This window comes from Brevundimonas sp. Root1423 (assembly GCF_001426805.1).
Genome location: NZ_LMFL01000039.1, coordinates 1 through 16,539 on the forward strand (window position 1 = coordinate 1; position 16,539 = coordinate 16,539).

Consider the following 16,539-nt stretch of genomic DNA (forward strand, 5'->3'; position numbering starts at 1 on the left):
TCCAGACGGGTCCAGGCTTCTTCGCGGCGAGCCTTGTCGCGGCTGATGACGGCTTCACCCAGGGCGTTCTCGACGCGCTCGAGRTAGACTTCGACRTTGTCGCCGAGCTTCGGAATGACGGCGCCTTCGCCGATGCCGAACTCGCGGGCCGGGATGCGGCCTTCGGTCTTCAGACCGACGTCGATGATCAGGATGTCCTTTTCGATGCCGACGACGCGGCCGTGGACGACCTGGCCTTCGCCGAGGTCGCGGCCCTGAAGGGTTTCGTCGAGCAGCGCGGCGAAGTCGTCACGCGAGGGRGAGAAGCTTTGGGTGTCAGTCATGCAGTGTTGAGGTTTCTAACGGCTGTGGCGCGCGACCGAACGGCCCCGCGCGAGGTGAGTGTGNAGCAGCGCGGCGAAGTCGTCACGCGAGGGGGAGAAGCTTTGGGTGTCAGTCATGCAGTGTTGAGGTTTCTAACGGCTGTGGCGCGCGACCGAACGGCCCCGCGCGAGGTGAGTGTGAAAGGGGTMATCAGGTCGTCAGGACGCGAGGCGAATGAACCAGAACGCCCGCGGAAGCCGAGGATGACGCGCTGGATTTGCCTTTGGGCCCCTAAAGGCCGTTCCGGACACGCGCCGCCTCGACGATACGGCGGGCCGCATCGAAGGCGGTCTCTATATCCATTTCGGTCGTGTCCAGCAAGACGGCGTCATCAGCCTGGATCATAGGGGCAGCGCCCCGGCCCGCATCACGCTCGTCGCGCCGCACGATGTCGGCCAGCATGTCTTCATAGGCGATGGCGTCGCCCCGGCCCGTCAACTGCTTCCAGCGGCGCATCGCCCGAACTTCCGGGGCCGCGGTCACGAACAGCTTGGCCTGGGCGTCCGGCGCAATGACGGTGCCGATGTCGCGTCCGTCGAGCACCGCTCCGCCGGGCCGGGCGGCGAACGCTTTCTGGAAGGCCAACAGGGCCGCACGCACGCCTGGATAGCCGGCGACCCTGCTGGCGGCTTCGCCGGCTCCCCGGTCGGTCAGCCGGTCGGTGTCGATCAGGTGGCTGGCGTCCAGCGCCCGCGCTATCGCCTCGGCGGCGGCGGCGTCCGCCAGAGATCGCCCCGCGTCCAGCACGCCCAGCCCCACGGCCCGGTACAGCAGACCCGTGTCGAGATGCGGCAGGCCATAGGTCCGCGCCAGCCGGGCGGCGATCGTGCCCTTGCCCGAGGCGGCGGGGCCGTCGACGGCGATAATCAGAAATCGGTTCATTCAGACGCTGCGATATCGGCCCCGAGGCCTCGCATCAACTCGACAAATCCCGGAAAGCTCGTCGCGATCATGCCCGGTTCGTCGACAGCGACCGCCTCGTCGGCCGCCAGGCCCAGCACCAGATGGCTCATGGCGATGCGGTGATCGCCGTGGGTGGTGATGGTCGCGCCGCCCCGAACCGGGCCGCCGGCGACGGTGAAGCCTTCAGGTTCCTCTTCCACCGCGACGCCGCAAGCCTTCAGGCCCGCCGCCATCAGGGCGATGCGGTCGCTTTCCTTGACCCGCATCTCGCCGATGCCGCGCATGACGGTGGAGCCCGCCGCGAAGGCGGCGGTGGCGGCAAGGATCGGATATTCGTCGATCATCGAGGCGGCTCGTTCCGGCGGCACGACCACGCCGGTCAGGGCCGAATGCCGCGCCGTCACGTCGCCCACCTCTTCCCCGCCGGCCATGCGGCGGTTCGAGACCGTCAGATCGGCCCCCATCTCGCGCCATGTCTCGAACAGGCCGGTGCGCAGCGGATTGAGCATGACGCCTTCGACGGTCACCTCCGAGCCCGGAACGATCAGCCCCGCCGCCAGCGGGAAAGCCGCCGAGGATGGATCGCCGGGCACGGCGACGGTGGTTCCCGTCAACGCCTGCCCGCCCTTCAGACTGACGCGCCAGCCCTGTTCCATCGGCAGCACCCCGACCTCGACCCCGAAGGCGCGCAGCATCCGTTCGGTGTGGTCGCGGCTCGGTTCGGGCTCGGCCACCGTGATCACGCCGTTCGCGTTCAGCCCGGCCAGCAGGATGGCCGACTTCACCTGCGCTGACGCCACCGGCTGAACAAAATCGATCGCGGCCAGATCCCCGCCCTGAATCTCGACGGGCAGGCGATCCGGTTCCGCCCTCCAGCCGAAACGCGCGCCCATTTCCGCCAACGGCCCGGTCACCCGCTTCATCGGACGTTTGCGCAGGCTGGCGTCGCCGTCGAAGGTCACGGCGATCGGATAGCCCGCCGCCGCGCCCATCAGCAGCCGTACGCCTGTGCCGGCGTTGCCGCAGTCGATAACGCCGGCCGGCTGTTTGAATCCGCCCTGCCCAGTCACCCGCCAGCGGCCTTCGCCCAGCCGCTCCACGGTCGCTCCGAAGGCTTCCACCGCCCGCGCGGTCGCCAGCACGTCGTCGCCTTCCAGCAACCCCTCGATCTCGGTCACACCCGTGGCCATCGCTCCCAGAATCAGGACGCGGTGCGACATGGACTTGTCGCCGGGAGCGCGCACGAGGCCGTTCAGCGAAGCGCTGCGGCGGGCGGTCAGATAGCCTGGGGTCGACACCCTGCGGTCTCCGGGAGGGTCAGCGGGCGCGGGCGCGCGGAGATGGTTTTTGACAGCGGCGTCAGGGGGTGGCAAGGGAGCCGCCCCATTTCCCCACTCCCGCCAAAGGTCTTCAACCGTGGCCAAACCCGAACTGGGCCAGAAGCAGGTCTGCCCGAACTGCCAGGCCGCGCAAGCTCACCATGCTGATCTGCGCCCTCGCCNGCGCGGAGATGGTTTTTGACAGCGGCGTCAGGGGGTGGCAAGGGAGCCGCCCCATTTCCCCACTCCCGCCAAAGGTCTTCAACCGTGGCCAAACCCGAACTGGGCCAGAAGCAGGTCTGCCCGAACTGCCAGGCCAAATTCTATGACCTGGGCCGCCGCCCGGCTCATTGCCCCAAATGCGCGACCGATTTCGATCCGGAGGAAGCGCTGAAGCTGCGCAACCGCCGCGGCCGTCCGGCCGGCTATCCTGCCGACGACGCTGATGAAGATCAGGTCAAGGACCGCCTGAATGTCGAGGACCGACGGCAGCGTCAGGGTGGCGGTCATCAGAACTCTTCCCNCAGAAGCAGGTCTGCCCGAACTGCCAGGCCAAATTCTATGACCTGGGCCGCCGCCCGGCTCATTGCCCCAAATGCGCGACCGATTTCGATCCGGAGGAGGCGCTGAAGCTGCGCAACCGCCGTGGCCGTCCGGCCGGCTATCCCGCCGACGAGGCCGACGAGGATCAGGTCAAGGACAAGAAGGTCGACGGCGACGAGGACGAGGAAGAAGAAGCCGTCGCGACGCCCGAGATCGATCAGGAGGGCCACGAGCCCATCCTGACGCCCGACGACGACGACGACGCCCCCGTCGACCCGACCGAGGAGCCCGGCATGGGCGAGGCGACCGAGGACGACGACGTCCTGGCCGATGACGATGACGACGATTCGGTCCCGTTCATCGAGGACGAGGACGACGACGCGTTCGAGGACGAGATCAAGACGCCCAAGGACGACGAATAGGCTTTTTTCGGACCTCCGCCGGACGACTTTTCACACGTCCGGCGGAGACGAAAATAAATGGCTGGACCGGGGTTGATCGCGATCAGGCCCTGACATAGGTTCCGCCGCCTCGCAGCAGGGCCTCCCGGCCCCCACGCGATCCGACCGAAAGGTTCGGGGCTTTAGCTCAGCTGGTAGAGCGCTTGCATGGCATGCAAGAGGTCAGCGGTTCGACTCCGCTAAGCTCCACCATCGAAGGCCCTGCGGGAAACCGCGGGGCCTTCGTCCTTTCCGGGGTCCTGTTGATCTCCGGACGATCCGGCCCCATCTGGATACCGTAGCCGACCGAAAGGTTCGGGGCTTTAGCTCAGCTGGTAGAGCGCTTGCATGGCATGCAAGAGGTCAGCGGTTCGACTCCGCTAAGCTCCACCATCGAAGGCCCCGCGGGAAACCGCGGGGCCTTCGTCCCATCCGGCTCCCGGTTGATCTCGGGTCCATCCTGCCCCATCTGCACGATACGCCGACGCCTCGCCGATGACGGGGGGCGCAGACGGCGCAAGGCCTGCTTCGGGGGCATGAAACGATGACGACGCGAACCATATTGTTCGACAGCCCCTTCCTGCTGGGCTTCGACCACACCCGGGCGATGATCGACCGGGCCGCCCGCGCCGCCGCGGACAGCTATCCGCCCTACAATGTCGAACAGCGGGGCGAGCACGCCGTGCGGATCACCCTGGCGGTCGCCGGCTTCGGCCCCGAGGATCTGGCCGTGACCCTCGAAGGCCGCCAGCTGACCATCGCCGGCAAGCGCGAACCGTCCGACAAGGCCGACCAGGCGTTTCTGCATCGCGGCATCGCGGGCCGCGGCTTCGTCCGCAGCTTCGTGCTGGCCGACGGGCTGGAGGTGGAGGAGGCGCGACTGGAGCATGGCCTCCTGCATGTCGACATGCGGCGCCCGGAAGACCTGCCGACGGTGCGGCGCATCCCCATCACCACGGGCTGAAAGCCGCGTTTTCCGGTCGCCGCTTTCGGGGCCGGACCCATAAGCCCTCGACGGGCGTTAGTTCAGCGTAAGGAGGCGGTCTTGATGACGCCCATGAAGATGACCAAGAAGGATTTTGAAGGCCTGGGCGCGCCCGACCTTGTCTATGTGCGGGAAATCCGCGCCTCCGACGTTCTGGCCGATGTCGTGCCGGAAGAGTCGAAGGGGCTGAAGATCGACCCCGAGGCGACGCTTTTCGCCGTGCACGCCGCCGACGGCGAGCGGCTGGCGGTGATGATGGATCGTGAAACCGCCTTCGCCGCGGCCGTGGCCCACGAGCTGGAGCCCGTGTCCGTCCACTGACGGCCCTCAGGCCGCCGTGGCCGGGGCCTGGTCCTTGACGAAAAGAGCGCGGATGGCGTCGGTGGTGCGGGCCTGCCGCAGCTGCTCGCGCATCTCCGGCGAACGCAGGGCGCGCGAGATCGCGGCCAGCGCCCGCAGATGCTCGGCGCCGTCCCGGGGCGGAGCGAACAGGGCGAACAGCAGATCAACGGGGCGATCGTCGACCGCGCCATAGGCCACCGGCGTATCCAGGCGCACGAACACCGCCGTGACCCGCCCGACGCCCTCAAGTCGGGCATGCGGCACGGCGACGCCCGAGCCGAGGCCGGTGGAGCCGAGGGCCTCGCGCTCCAGCAGCGCTTCCATCACGCGATTTTCCGGCAAGCCCAGCGCCTGGGCGGCGGCCTCGGCCACCGTATGCAGGGCCTGGCGCTTCGACGATGCGCCGCTGCGCAGGACGACGCCGCCGTCCGCCAGCAAATCACCGATGTCCATGAGGAGTTCCCGACTCTGCCCATACATCCCGAACGGGCGGGGGCCGTTTAGACCACCCGCCTCTATTGGGGAAGACTATACGCTCTTACCGTTTACCGAACCGTGTCCGTTGACCGATTTCGACGTCCGCTCCGGATCGATCCAGCCCACGTTTCCGTCGGGCCGGCGGTAGACCACCGAAATGCCGCCGTGGGCCGCATTGCGGAACAGGACGACCGGATAGCCGGTCATGTCCAGTTCGAGCACGGCGCGTCCGACCGTGATCGTGCGGATCTCCGCCTCGGTCTCGGCGATGACCATGCCGACGGGCGGGGGTTCGCCGGGCGCGCCCGCATCGCCGAAGTCCGCGTCCTCGACCTCATCGGGGCTGCGCAGGACGATGCTTCGCGCCACGTCGCGGGCCGCGTTCTCCGACTTCTCGGGCGACAGGCCGCGCGGGCCAGCGTGATGGTTCTTGAGCCGACGCTTGTAGCGACGGACGCGCTTCTCGAGCTTCTCTAGCGAATCCGAGAACGCACCGTGGGCGTCGCCGCCCAGCCCGCTGGTGACGATGGCCTCTCCGGACGCCAGACGGACCCAACAGTCCACCTTGAAGCCGTGGCCGTCCTTGGACACCACGACCTCGGCGTCCTGGGCGCCGCGTTCGAAATATTTGCCGATCCCGTCTTCGAGTTCCTGGGAGATGCGCGAGCCTAACGCGTCGCCGACATCCACGTGCTTGCCGCTGACTTGGATTTGCATGTCGATAGAACGCGACCGATCGCGAATGGTGTCAACGCCGATCACTGAAATGTGGTGACGCTCGAGGCGGGGGAGAATTCGACGATCGGGGCGCCGGGGAATTCGACCACTTGAGGGACGAGGAATTCGACGACGGATTTCGACGACTGAACGGAGAATTCGACGACGGGCGAGTGATACAGGAGCGACAGCCGGGGCGGTCAACCCGTCCGCAGCATCCGCTTGCGCTCGACCGACGAGGGAATGCGCAGGGCCTCGCGGTATTTGGCCACGGTGCGGCGGGCGATGTCGATGCCGGTCTCTTTCAGAATTTCCACGATCCGGTCGTCGGACAGGACGTCGCCGTCCCGGCCCTCGGTTTCGATCATGGCCTTGATCCGGTGCCGCACGGCCTCGGCCGAGTGGGTGGCCCCGCCGTCGGACGACTGGATCGCCGCGGTGAAGAAGAATTTCAGCTCGAAGACGCCGCGCGGGGTCGAGACGTATTTGTTCGAGGTCACCCGCGAGACCGTCGACTCGTGCATGCCGATGGCGTCGGCGACGGTCTTCAGGTTCAGCGGCCGCAGGAACTCCACGCCGAAGGCGAGGAAGGCGTCCTGCTGGCGCACGATCTCGGACGAGACCTTGAGAATGGTCTTCGCCCGCTGGTCCAGCGACTTCACCAGCCAGCTGGCCTGGGCCGCGCAGTCCGCGACGAAGGTCTTTTCCACGTCCGAGCGCGAACCCGCCGCCACCACGCCGTGATAGCGCTTGTCCATGATCAGGCGCGGCAGGGTGTCCGCGTTCAGTTCGACCTTCCAGCCGCCGGCGGGATCGGCGCGCACATGGACGTCGGGGATCACCGTCTGGGCCGGTTCGCCGCCGAAGCCCGCGCCCGGTCGGGGCGTCAGCGCCTTCAGCTCCGCGATCATCTCGGCCATGTCCTCGGCGTCGACGCCGCAGGCCTTGCGCAGGGCCGACAGGTCCCGTTTGGCCAGCAGGTCCAGATTCTCCAGCAGACAACCCATGGCCGGGTCGAAGCGGTTGCGCTCGATCAGCTGCAGCTTCAGGCATTCGGGCACGGACCGCGCCATGACGCCGGTCGGCTCGAAGCCGTGGCAGACGGTCAGCACCGCCTCGACGCGTTCCAGCGGAATGCCCAGCCGGTCCGCCACCTCGTTCAGGTCGCCGCGCAGATAGCCGCCCTCGTCGACGCCGTCGATCAGGGTCAGGGCGATGGCGTGGTCGGAGGGCGAGAACCCGGCCTGCGAGGCCTGGCCCTGCAGATGCTCCCACAGGGTGGCGTCGCGGGTGTCGGGCTGTTCGCGGCCCTCGCCGTCGGGCAGGCCGCCGCCCGAGCCGGCGCGCGACCAGTCGTTGAGCCCGACCTGGGCCTCGCCGGTCCCGACATCCTCCATCCGGTCCGAGGTGCGCTCGCCGGGGCTGGCGTCGCCGTAGACGTCGTCGGAGCGCGCATCCAGCGAGCGGTCCGCGTCGGCCACCCGGCCCTCGTCAAAACTCATCTCGGCGGCGTCGTGGCTCTCGACCGCAGCCGGAGGCTCGGTCTCGCCGCCCGGTTCGGCGTCCTCGCGCTGCAACAGCGGATTGCGCTCCAGCTCGGCCTCGACGAAGGCGTCCAGCTCGAGGTTCGACAGTTGCAGCAGCTTGATCGCCTGCTGCAGCTGGGGCGTGATGACCAGCCCCTGGCCCTGCCTGATCTCCAGCCTCTGACCGAGCACCGTATTCCCCCGTGCAAGCCGTCGCCGCCCCGTGGCCCGAAACTTGCTGGGGCGACTGTGTCGCCGAACCGGTTAACGGTGTTCTAAACGCCGGGGCGACCGCGTGCGCTTTACTCCGGGCCATGGATCGGAAACGCTGAGGCCTTCCAGCCAGAGGTCGCCATGCGCCTGTTCCTTGCCGTTCTTCTCCTGTTCGTCCTGCCCGCCGCCGCCGAGGCGCAGCCCGGCCGCGCGGAACGGACGATGATGCAGACGGTGACGCAGGAGCATGACCGCCACATCGCCCTGCTGGAGCGGATGGTGAACCAGAACAGCGGCACGCTGAACCTGGCCGGCGTCCGCGCCGTCGGCGACATGGTCCGGACCGAACTGGAGCCGCTCGGCTTTGATGTCCGGTGGGTCGACATGGCCGAGACGGGCCGCGCCGGCCATCTGATCGCCACCCACCCCGGCCGGGGGCGCAACATCCTGCTGATCGGCCATCTGGACACGGTGTTCGAGGCGGACAACCCGTTCCAGCGTTTCGAGCGCCAGGGCGCCCGCGCCACCGGGCCGGGAATCGGCGACGACAAGGGCGGGGTGGTGGTCATCATCGCGGCCCTGCGGGCCATGCGGGCGGCCGGAACCCTGCGGAACGCCAATATCACCCTCGTCCTGACCGGGGACGAGGAGCGGATCGGGGCGCCGGCGTCGGTCGCCCGCCGCGATCTGGTCGAGGCCGGCAAGGCCGCCGCCTTCGCCCTCGAGTTCGAGAACCTGGCCGTCGAGAACGAACAGGACTTCGGCACCATCGCGCGCCGCAGCTCCAGCAACTGGACCCTGACCACGAGCGGCCGGACCGGCCATTCCAGCGGCGTGTTCAACGACACGCTGGGCTATGGGGCCATCTATGAGATGGCGCGCATCCTCGACGGCTTCCGCCGCGAACTGCCGGAGCCCAACCTGACCTACAATGTCGGGGTCATCGCCGGCGGCACGCCCGCCGCCATCGACGCCGAGGGCTTCAATGTCACGGCCTCGGGCAAGACCAATATCGTCGCCTCGACCGCCATCGCCCGCGGCGACCTGCGCACCCTGACCGCCGAACAGGACGCCCGCATCCGCGCCGGCATGCAGGCCATCGTCGACGCCCACCTGCCCCGTACCGGGGCCGAACTGGTCTTCGGCGAGGGCGGCTATCCGCCAATGGCCCCAAGCGAGGGCAATATCGCCCTGCTGGCGCGCCTGAACGCCGTCAACCGCGACCTCGGCCTGCCGGAGATGGCGGCCTATGACCCGGCGCGTCGGGGGGCGGCGGACAGCGGCTTCGTGGCCGCCGATGTGGATACGCTGGGCGGCCTCGGCGTCGCGGGCGGGAACGCCCACGCCGACGGCGAATGGGTCGATCTGGACAGTCTGGTGCGGCAGTCGCAGCGGGCGGCGGTGTTGATCAGCAGGCTGAGCCTGGGGCGGCCCTGACGCCTTACCCGTACATGTCGCCCAGATAGACCCGGCGCACTTCCGGATCGCGGATCACGTCCTCGGCCTTGCCCTCGAACAGCACCGAACCGCCCGAGATGATCGAGGCGTGGTCGATGATCTCCAGCGTCTCGCGGACGTTGTGGTCGGTGATCAGCACGCCGATGCCCTCGCCCGCCAGGTAGCGGATCACCTGGCGGATGTCGGCGATGGCCAGGGGGTCGATGCCGGCGAAGGGTTCGTCCAGCAGCATGAAGCTGGGTTTGCCCGCCAGGGCCCGGGCGATCTCGCAGCGCCGCCGCTCGCCGCCCGACAGGCCCGACGCCGGGGCGTGGCGCAGGTGGTCGATGCGCAGTTCCTCCAGCAGGCGGCGGGTCTCGTCGGCGATCGCCTGGTGGCCGGTATGGTGCAGTTCGACCACCGCCTTGACGTTCTGCTCGACCGTCATGCCGCGGAAGATCGAGGCCTCCTGCGCCAGATAGCCCAGGCCCATGCGGGCGCGCTGGTACATCGGCTGGGGCGTGATGTCCTCGCCGTCCAGCCAGATGGAGCCGGTATCGGGCGGGATCAGGCCGGTGATCATGTAGAAGCAGGTCGTCTTGCCGGCGCCGTTGGGGCCCAGCAGGCCCGCGACCTGGCCGCGCTGGACGTGCAGGGAGACGTCACGCACCACCTGCCGCTGGCCGAACGACTTGGCGATGTTCTCGACCCTCAGGCCCGTGGCGCGCGCCGGCGCGGCCGCCGGCTCGACCGGAGCCTCGTTCACATTGAGGGCTGAGAGTTCCTTGCGCGCCAAAGGTCAGGTCCGAGCCGGAGGCTCAGTTCCCGCTGCGTTCGGGATAGAAGACGCCCTGGACCCGGCCGCCGGTCGCCCCGTCCATCTCCGCCGCCTCGGTGCGGGTGTTGTAGGTCAATCGTCCGCCGGTCATCACGTTCTGGCCCTGGGTCAGAATGACGTCGCCGGTCAGAACGATGGTGTCGTTGGCCGGGGTGTAGACGGCGCGGTCGCCGCGGATCGTCTGCTCGGGCGTGACGAAATAGACATTGCCGCTCGCCTCGACACGGGTGAGGTCGCCGTTGCTGATCGTCCCCTCGACCCGATCGGCCCGGATGCGGTTGTCGCCCTGGGTCAGTTCGGCCCGTCCGCGCAGCGACAGGACCGCCGGCGTGCGCGACACCTCGTCGGCGCCCCACATGATGGGCTGGCCGCCCTGGAAGCTCTGGGCGTCGCCGATCGTCGGCACGGCCGCGAGGCCAAGCGCGAAGGCCGCCGTCAGGAGGGTTCTGGTCATGCTCATCCGTCCGAACTGGCGGGGTTGATCGTCCCGCGCACCTTGTTATCGCCCGCGCCCCTGAACACGACCCGTTCGCCCTGTTCATAGATGACATAGGACGAAGCGTTGACCGTTCCAAGCGGACCCGAGCCCTGGACGCCCTTCGATCCCGTCACCACGCCGGTCGCGGTGTTCACCACAGCCTCGGGCGTGACCAGGGTGAAGCCCGAGCCGCCGTCCGATATCCGAACATTGGGGCCGATCGTGACCGTCCTGGCGGCTTCGTTGTAGGTTCCGCCGTCGGCCGTCAGGGTCGTGACCTTGCGGCCGCCCAGGTTCAGCCTCAGCGCCGGCCCCATCAGCCGGAACTGGCCGGTTTCCGGGTCGCGCACGGCGCTCTTCGCCCCGATCATGAAGSTGCGSCCCTCGGCGTCCTGACCGTGGAACATGGCGCTGTCCAGCCGGACCTCGCGGCTGGTCCCGGCCTTGCGCTCGACGTCCGACATGACGCTGCGCAGGACGATCCAGCTGACGGTGCCGCCCGCCAGGACGATGATCGCCACCGGCAGGATGCGGCGCAGCAGCTGGACTCGCCGCGACCGTACGCGGAAGGCGCCCCTCGGCGTCCTGACCGTGGAACATGGCGCTGTCCAGCCGGACCTCGCGGCTGGTCCCGGCCTTGCGCTCGACGTCCGACATGACGCTGCGCAGGACGATCCAGCTGACGGTGCCGCCGGCCAGGACGATGATCGCCACCGGCAGGATGCGGCGCAGCATATGCACCCGCCGCGACCGGGCGCGGAACGCCTTCGCCGTGGCGGCGACGCGCGCCTCGTCGGCCTGGTCCCGGATGTCGGCGGGGTCTGTCATCAGCTGTGCGCGAAGATGTCCATCTCGTCCCAGCCCGCCAGGTCCAGCGCCGATCGGCTGGGCAGGAAGTCGAAACACCGGCGGGCCAGTTCGGCGCGGCCCTCGCGTTCCAGCATCTCGTCCAGCTTCGCCCTGGCGGCGTGCAGGTAGAGGACGTCGGACGCCGCATATTCCAGCTGGGCGGGCGACAGCTCGGCGGCGCCCCAGTCGCTGGACTGCTGGGTCTTGGACAGGTCGACCCCGACCAGTTCGCGCACGACGTCCTTCAGCCCGTGGCGGTCGGTGTAGGTGCGCGCCAGTCTGGAGGCGATCTTGGTGCAATAGACCGGCCGCGTCTCGACGCCGAGGTGCAGCTGGAACATGCCGATGTCGAAGCGGCCGAAGTGGAACAGCTTCAGCACCGCCGGATCGGTCAGCAGCCGCTTCAGGTTCGGGCAGTCGTAGCCGGGACGGTTCATGCGCACGACATGGGCGTCGCCGTCGCCGGCCGACAGCTGGACCACGCACAGCGGATCACGGCGGAAACGCAGGCCCATGGTCTCGGAATCGATCGCCACCTCGGGCCCCAGATCCAGGCCGTTGGGCAGGTCGCCTTCGTGGAAATGGACGGTCATTCGGGTTCAGCAGCTCTGGCGGCGGAGGAAAACGTCGCCCTCAAGTAGCCGAGCGCCGCGCGCGAGGCGATAGGGCCCTAAAACAAACGGCGCTGCATCGTCGATGCAGCGCCGTTCAAAAGATGGTGCCCAGGAGAGGACTCGAACCTCCACGACATTTCTATCACTGGCACCTGAAGCCAGCGCGTCTACCAATTCCGCCACCTGGGCCCAGACGTTTTCGCACCTGCGTGCTTATCCGTCCGGAAGGCGCGGACCCTTAAGGCAGCCCCCCCAGCGGGTCAACAGGCTTTTGTCGGCTTTGCGTTGCGACGGTGGCGGCCATCGTCTAATCCGGCCCCGGCACGGGGTTCGCCCCGCGCGCGCCGCCGCCTGTTGGAGTCCCTGTGATGAGCGAAGTCGCCCCCGGCCTGGTCACCGTCTTCGGCGGCTCGGGCTTCGTCGGCAGCCAGCTGGTGCGGGCCTTTGCCCGCCGCGGCTGGCGGGTGCGCGTCGCCTGCCGCCGCCCCGACCGCGCCTGGAAGCTGCAGACCTCGGGGTCCGTCGGCCAGATCCAGGCCGTGCGCTGCGACGCCAACAATACGGACGACGTCGCCAGCGCCCTGCACGGCGCCGACGCCGCCGTCAATCTGATCGGCATCCTGTACGAATCGGGCCGCCGCAGCTTCCACGCCCTGCACGTCGAGGCCTCGCGCAACATCGCCGAGGCGGTCGCCGCCGCCAACATCAACCGGCTGGTCCAGATTTCGGCCATCGGCGCCGATCCCGAGAGCGAGTCGGACTACGCCCTGTCCAAGGCCGCGGCCGAGATGGCGGTGCGCGAGGTCAAGCCGGACGCGGTGGTGATCCGGCCGTCGATCATCTTCGGGGCCGGCGACGACTTCCTGAACCGGTTCGCGCAGATGGCCCAGGTCTCGCCCTTCCTGCCGCTGATCGGCGGCGGCAAGACCCGATTCCAGCCCGTCTATGTCGCCGACGTGGCCGAGGCCATCGCCCGCGCCACCGTCCTGCCCGAGGCGGCGGGCCGCACCTTCGAACTGGGCGGGCCGGCGGTGATGACCTTCGAGGAGGTGCTGAAGCTGATCCTGCGCGAGACCTATCGCTCGAACGGCCTGATCCCCCTGCCGTTCTTCGCCGCGCGGGCCATCGGCTCCATGGCCCAGCTGACCGCCATGGTCGGCATTCCGCCGGTGCTGACGCGCGACCAGGTCGTGCTGCTGGAGAAGGACAATGTCGTCGCCGACGGCGCCGAGGGCTTGGCCGAGCTGGGCGTCCAGCCGACGGGCATCGAGGCCATCGCGCCTTCGTATCTGTGGCGCTACCGCCGCGGCGGCCAGTTCGCCGAAGCGACGGCCTGAGCCGGGGCTACAGTCCCCCGGTCAGGGCCAGGCCGACGATCCCGGCCACGCCGACCGCGATCCGCCACCAGGCGAACGGCGCGAAGCCGTGGCGGCTGACGAAGTCGAGCAGGAACCGGACCACGGCCAGAGCCGTCAGGAAGGCCGTGACGAAGCCGATGACGATCAGGCCCGCGTCGCTGAAGTCCAAGCCGTCCCAGCTCTTGAGCAGGTCATAGGCCACCGCGCTGCCCATGGTCGGCAGGGCGAGGAAGAAGCTGAACTCGGCCGCGGACCGCTTGTCGGTGCCCAGCAGCAGACCGCCCGCGATCGTGGCCCCCGAGCGGGACACGCCGGGGATCATGGCCAGGCACTGGAACAGGCCGATCAGGAAATAGACCCGCAACGGATAGCCGTCGGCCTCGAGGAAGGTCGGGACCTTCTTCATCCGGTCCAGCCACAGCAGCAGGACGCCGCCCACGATCAGGGCGATGCAGATCACCAGCGGCGTTTCGAACAGCACCGTCTTGATGAAGTCGTAGGCGAGGAAGCCGATCACGACCGCCGGGGCGAAGGCGACCAGCAGGCCGATCAGGAAGCGGCGGGCCTCGGGGTCGAACGGCCACCGCGTCGCCAGCGCCCACAGCCGCTTGAAATAGACGCTGACGATGGCCAGCAGGGCGCCCAGCTGGATGACGATCTCGAAGGTCTTGCCGTTGCTCTCGAAGCCGAGGAAATGGCCCAGCAACAGCATATGGCCCGTCGACGACACCGGAATGAACTCGGTCAGGCCCTCGACCAGGCCCAGGATGATCGCCGCCAGCCAGTCCGCCATAACGCCCCGTCAAACAGATCGGGTCGTCAGTGCGCGCCCGGTTCGGGACCCACATAGCGCAGGCGGGCCCGGATAGGCGAGCCGTTCGTGGCCTGATCCAGCGCATGACCCAGCAGACCCGCCAGACGGCCCATCAGGAACAGGTCGGCGGCGCCGTCGCGCGGCAGCTCCAGCCGGCGGGCGATCACCGCCAGGGCCAGGGGGAAGTTCGCCTTGCGCCCCGTCGCCGTCTCGCCTTCCTGCACCGCGCGGGCCAGATCAGCCGGCAGATCGGCGGCGGCGAGAAGTGCGGCGGCGCGCGGATCGCCGGCCGGATAGTCGGTCCGGGCGTCGAAACCGACCAGACGGCCCATCTCATGGGCCCGGCGCGCGGCGTCCGCCGCCTGACGCCGCACGGCGACGATCCAGTCAGAGGCCCGGGTCAGTTCGGCCATCGCGGGCGACCCGGCCAGGGTCAGAAGGCCGGCGAAGGCCGCCGCCGCCGGAGCCGCGCCGCCGTCGGCCGCGGCGCGCGTCGCCACCACGGCCGGGTTAATTTCGTGATCGGCCGACAGCACCAGGGCGCGGCGGATCAGATGGGCGTCCCGATCGGGGGTCTTCCAGCTGCGCGCCAGCCGCTGGTGCAGGAACAGACGCGGGCCCGAACCGACGGCGGCGTCCACCGCCTCGTCCAGCACGCGGGCGCATTCCAGGCGCAGCTCCTCGACGGGACGCGGCTTCGGATCGGCGTCCTCTTCGGCGCGGCGGGCGAGGGCCGCGAACAGCCGCGCCCGGATCGAACCGCCCGGAACGGCGCCGATCCGCGGCCGGACGCCCGCGAACGGATTGACCGCCGGCGCGTCCCACAGCCGCCGCGCCACATCCTCCAACGTCGCCGTCTCGGCCAGCTGGACGGCGTCCAGCCCGCGATAGAACAGCCGTCCCCCGGCGATCACCGTCATTGAGGAACAGATATCGGCCTCGCCGCGCGCCGCCCCGCCCGGGGTGCGGCGATAGACGGCGGTCTCCTCGGCCTCGACGGACTCGCCGCTCAGGCGGGCGATGTCATGGGCGGCGTAGAGGCTGCGGCGGGAATCATCCGGGTCGGGCCGCGCCGCGATCCGGCCCCGGCTGACATAGGCGTACAGCGTCTGCGACTTGACCCCCAGTCGGGCCAGCGCCTCGCCCCGTCCGATCCACCGCACTGTGTCCGTCATCTGCACGCGAGCCTCCGAACGCCTCGGCCTCGTGGAACCATGGGACGTCAAGGATGCGGTCCTTTCGTGACGATGACGCTAACGCCCGGGAGGCGCGTGGCCTTGGCAGGGCCGCGCCTTTCCGCGACAAGACGGCGATGACGATCCCCGCCCCGGCCAACGCCCTCGACGACGCTCATTCGGCGACCCGCGCCGTCACCCGGCTGTCGGTCGGCGTGGCCGTGGTCCTCATCGCCTTGAAGGCCTTTGCGCTGGGAGCCTCCGGGTCGGTTTCGATCCTCGCCTCGCTGGCGGATTCGGCGCTCGATCTGGTGGCTTCGCTCGGCGTCTTCTTCGCCGTCCGCTGGGCTGCCGCTCCGGCCGACGAGGATCACCGCCACGGCCATGGCAAGGGCGAGGCGCTCGCGGCCATGATGCAGGCGGGACTGGTGTTCGCCTCGGCCCTGTTCATCGGCTGGGAGGCGATCCAGCGCATCCTCGACCCCCGCCCGGTGACCGCGGGGTACTGGGCCGTGCTGGTGATCCTGATCTCGATCGCCGTGACCGGCTGGCTGGTCTGGATGCAGGGCCGCGCCATCAAGACCAGCGGGTCCAGGGCGGTCGAGGCCGATCGCGCCCACTACGCCGCCGACCTGGCCGCCAACGCCGTGGTCCTGATCGGCGTGATCTCCGGGGCGTTTCTGTCCGCGCCCGGACTCGACGCCGCCGCCGGACTGGTCGTCGCCGTCTGGCTGTTCTGGGGCGCCTACGGGATGCTGAAGACCGCCGCCGACCATCTGGTCGACAAGGCCCTGCCCGAAAGCGACCGCCTCGCCATGACCACCGCCGTCCTGTCGGACCCGCGTATTTCCGGCGTGCACCAGTTGCGCACCCGCATGGCCGGGTCGGTGGTGATGATCCAGATGCATGTCGATCTGGACCCGAACCTGACGCTGGAGGCCGCCCACGCCATCGTCGTCGAGGCCGAGAACCGGCTGCTGGCGGGCTGGCCCGGAGCCGACATCCTGATCCATCCGGATCCGCGCGGCCGGGCGGAACCCCACGGCGGCGCCCCGACCCCAACCCCGACCACGGCCGAGTCCGCGTCACCCTCCTCGCCGAAGTCGAAAAAAGGTCCCTGGGCCTGAGGGCGTGGCTAACGCGGGCTT

The 16,539-nt window shown here is 69.1% G+C and carries 18 protein-coding genes, 3 tRNA genes and 1 pseudogene; 9 read left to right on the forward strand and 13 right to left on the reverse strand.

Going from position 1 to position 16,539, the window contains the following annotated elements; genetic code table 11:
• The 3 genes from ASD25_RS20580 to aroA form a co-directional block, all read right to left on the reverse strand.
• A partial coding sequence (locus tag ASD25_RS20580; protein WP_156389399.1) for a S1 RNA-binding domain-containing protein occupies positions 1–323 on the reverse strand: 323 nt, incomplete at its 3' end.
• Between the two features lie 271 nt (positions 324–594).
• Positions 595–1,245 (reverse strand): (d)CMP kinase, encoded by a 651-nt coding sequence (gene cmk, locus ASD25_RS20585; protein WP_055831173.1) that lies wholly within the window; start codon positions 1,243–1,245, stop codon positions 595–597.
• Positions 1,242–2,564: a 3-phosphoshikimate 1-carboxyvinyltransferase gene (aroA, locus tag ASD25_RS20590; protein ID WP_082560140.1), complete on the reverse strand. Its 1,323-nt coding sequence runs from the start codon at positions 2,562–2,564 to the stop codon at positions 1,242–1,244. Before aroA ends, cmk begins: the two co-directional genes overlap by 4 nt.
• A 288-nt stretch (positions 2,565–2,852) precedes the next feature.
• Between aroA and ASD25_RS29645 the strand changes: the two genes are divergently transcribed.
• The 6 genes and pseudogenes from ASD25_RS29645 to ASD25_RS20620 form a co-directional block, all read left to right on the forward strand.
• Positions 2,853–3,108, forward strand: a 256-nt coding sequence (locus tag ASD25_RS29645; protein ID WP_156389401.1) for a TIGR02300 family protein, incomplete at its 3' end; no start/stop codon positions are given.
• Position 3,109: 1 nt separating this feature from the next.
• Positions 3,110–3,550 (forward strand): annotated as a pseudogene (locus ASD25_RS20600) (TIGR02300 family protein); the annotation flags it as partial.
• A 155-nt stretch (positions 3,551–3,705) separates the two neighbouring features.
• Positions 3,706–3,781, forward strand: a tRNA-Ala gene (locus ASD25_RS20605).
• A 104-nt stretch (positions 3,782–3,885) separates the two neighbouring features.
• A tRNA-Ala gene (locus ASD25_RS20610) sits at positions 3,886–3,961 on the forward strand.
• A gap of 151 nt (positions 3,962–4,112) precedes the next feature.
• Entirely contained in the window at positions 4,113–4,532 is a 420-nt protein-coding gene (locus ASD25_RS20615; protein ID WP_055831176.1) for an Hsp20 family protein, read from the forward strand.
• 84 nt (positions 4,533–4,616) lie between these two features.
• Positions 4,617–4,874 (forward strand): DUF1150 domain-containing protein, encoded by a 258-nt coding sequence (locus ASD25_RS20620; protein ID WP_055831295.1) that lies wholly within the window; start codon positions 4,617–4,619, stop codon positions 4,872–4,874.
• A 6-nt stretch (positions 4,875–4,880) separates the two neighbouring features.
• Here ASD25_RS20620 and ptsN read toward each other — a convergent pair whose 3' ends face one another.
• The 3 genes from ptsN to rpoN form a co-directional block, all read right to left on the reverse strand.
• Complete coding sequence (ptsN, locus tag ASD25_RS20625; RefSeq protein WP_055831178.1) at positions 4,881–5,348, reverse strand: PTS IIA-like nitrogen regulatory protein PtsN; 468 nt, start codon at positions 5,346–5,348, stop codon at positions 4,881–4,883.
• Between the two features lie 75 nt (positions 5,349–5,423).
• Positions 5,424–6,089: a ribosome hibernation-promoting factor, HPF/YfiA family gene (gene hpf, locus ASD25_RS20630; protein ID WP_055831180.1), complete on the reverse strand. Its 666-nt coding sequence runs from the start codon at positions 6,087–6,089 to the stop codon at positions 5,424–5,426.
• Positions 6,090–6,289: 200 nt separating this feature from the next.
• Positions 6,290–7,807 (reverse strand): RNA polymerase factor sigma-54, encoded by a 1,518-nt coding sequence (gene rpoN / locus ASD25_RS20635; protein WP_055831188.1) that lies wholly within the window; start codon positions 7,805–7,807, stop codon positions 6,290–6,292.
• Between the two features lie 162 nt (positions 7,808–7,969).
• On the opposite strand from rpoN, the gene ASD25_RS20640 reads away from it, so the two are divergent.
• Positions 7,970–9,265 carry a M20/M25/M40 family metallo-hydrolase gene (locus ASD25_RS20640; protein WP_055831190.1) on the forward strand — a complete coding sequence of 432 codons (1,296 nt, stop codon included), beginning with the start codon at positions 7,970–7,972 and terminating at the stop codon, positions 9,263–9,265.
• A gap of 4 nt (positions 9,266–9,269) precedes the next feature.
• On the opposite strand, the gene lptB is transcribed toward ASD25_RS20640, so the two are convergent.
• The 5 genes from lptB to ASD25_RS20665 form a co-directional block, all read right to left on the reverse strand.
• On the reverse strand, positions 9,270–10,061 hold the full coding sequence (gene lptB / locus ASD25_RS20645) for an LPS export ABC transporter ATP-binding protein (RefSeq protein ID WP_082560141.1): 792 nt from the start codon (positions 10,059–10,061) through the stop codon (positions 9,270–9,272).
• Positions 10,062–10,083: 22 nt separating this feature from the next.
• A complete protein-coding gene (locus ASD25_RS20650; RefSeq protein WP_235561784.1) occupies positions 10,084–10,557 on the reverse strand; it encodes an LptA/OstA family protein in 474 nt (157 codons plus the stop codon).
• Between the two features lie 2 nt (positions 10,558–10,559).
• A complete protein-coding gene (gene lptC, locus ASD25_RS20655; RefSeq protein WP_235562819.1) occupies positions 10,560–11,102 on the reverse strand; it encodes an LPS export ABC transporter periplasmic protein LptC in 543 nt (180 codons plus the stop codon).
• 306 nt (positions 11,103–11,408) lie between these two features.
• Entirely contained in the window at positions 11,409–12,023 is a 615-nt protein-coding gene (locus tag ASD25_RS20660; protein WP_055831196.1) for a ribonuclease D, read from the reverse strand.
• Between the two features lie 123 nt (positions 12,024–12,146).
• Positions 12,147–12,233, reverse strand: a tRNA-Leu gene (locus tag ASD25_RS20665).
• A 179-nt stretch (positions 12,234–12,412) separates the two neighbouring features.
• Between ASD25_RS20665 and ASD25_RS20670 the strand changes: the two genes are divergently transcribed.
• Positions 12,413–13,381, forward strand: a complete 969-nt coding sequence (locus ASD25_RS20670) for a complex I NDUFA9 subunit family protein (protein ID WP_055831198.1) — start codon at positions 12,413–12,415, stop codon at positions 13,379–13,381.
• A 7-nt stretch (positions 13,382–13,388) separates the two neighbouring features.
• Here ASD25_RS20670 and ASD25_RS20675 read toward each other — a convergent pair whose 3' ends face one another.
• Both ASD25_RS20675 and ASD25_RS20680 read right to left on the reverse strand, forming a co-directional pair.
• Complete coding sequence (locus tag ASD25_RS20675) at positions 13,389–14,195, reverse strand: undecaprenyl-diphosphate phosphatase (protein ID WP_055831200.1); 807 nt, start codon at positions 14,193–14,195, stop codon at positions 13,389–13,391.
• A gap of 26 nt (positions 14,196–14,221) precedes the next feature.
• Positions 14,222–15,391 (reverse strand): citrate/2-methylcitrate synthase, encoded by a 1,170-nt coding sequence (locus ASD25_RS20680; protein ID WP_055831299.1) that lies wholly within the window; start codon positions 15,389–15,391, stop codon positions 14,222–14,224.
• A gap of 137 nt (positions 15,392–15,528) precedes the next feature.
• Here ASD25_RS20680 and ASD25_RS20685 point away from each other — a divergent pair, with 137 nt between their 5' ends.
• Positions 15,529–16,518: a cation diffusion facilitator family transporter gene (locus ASD25_RS20685; protein ID WP_055831202.1), complete on the forward strand. Its 990-nt coding sequence runs from the start codon at positions 15,529–15,531 to the stop codon at positions 16,516–16,518.
• Positions 16,519–16,539: the final 21 nt, after the last annotated feature.

Excerpts from the sequence above, each read along its gene's own strand:
- hpf (WP_055831180.1), bottom strand. The coding sequence starts at position 6,089 with ATGCAAATCCAAGTCAGCGGCAAGCACGTGGATGTCGGCGACGCGTTA.
- ASD25_RS20680 (WP_055831299.1), bottom strand. The coding sequence starts at position 15,391 with ATGACGGACACAGTGCGGTGGATCGGACGGGGCGAGGCGCTGGCCCGA.
- ptsN (WP_055831178.1), bottom strand. The coding sequence starts at position 5,348 with ATGGACATCGGTGATTTGCTGGCGGACGGCGGCGTCGTCCTGCGCAGC.
- ASD25_RS20685 (WP_055831202.1), top strand. The coding sequence starts at position 15,529 with ATGACGATCCCCGCCCCGGCCAACGCCCTCGACGACGCTCATTCGGCG.
- ASD25_RS20615 (WP_055831176.1), top strand. The coding sequence starts at position 4,113 with ATGACGACGCGAACCATATTGTTCGACAGCCCCTTCCTGCTGGGCTTC.
- ASD25_RS20620 (WP_055831295.1), top strand. The coding sequence starts at position 4,617 with ATGACGCCCATGAAGATGACCAAGAAGGATTTTGAAGGCCTGGGCGCG.
- ASD25_RS20650 (WP_235561784.1), bottom strand. The coding sequence starts at position 10,557 with ATGACCAGAACCCTCCTGACGGCGGCCTTCGCGCTTGGCCTCGCGGCC.
- ASD25_RS20640 (WP_055831190.1), top strand. The coding sequence starts at position 7,970 with ATGCGCCTGTTCCTTGCCGTTCTTCTCCTGTTCGTCCTGCCCGCCGCC.
- ASD25_RS20670 (WP_055831198.1), top strand. The coding sequence starts at position 12,413 with ATGAGCGAAGTCGCCCCCGGCCTGGTCACCGTCTTCGGCGGCTCGGGC.
- ASD25_RS20675 (WP_055831200.1), bottom strand. The coding sequence starts at position 14,195 with ATGGCGGACTGGCTGGCGGCGATCATCCTGGGCCTGGTCGAGGGCCTG.
- ASD25_RS20660 (WP_055831196.1), bottom strand. The coding sequence starts at position 12,023 with ATGACCGTCCATTTCCACGAAGGCGACCTGCCCAACGGCCTGGATCTG.
- cmk (WP_055831173.1), bottom strand. The coding sequence starts at position 1,245 with ATGAACCGATTTCTGATTATCGCCGTCGACGGCCCCGCCGCCTCGGGC.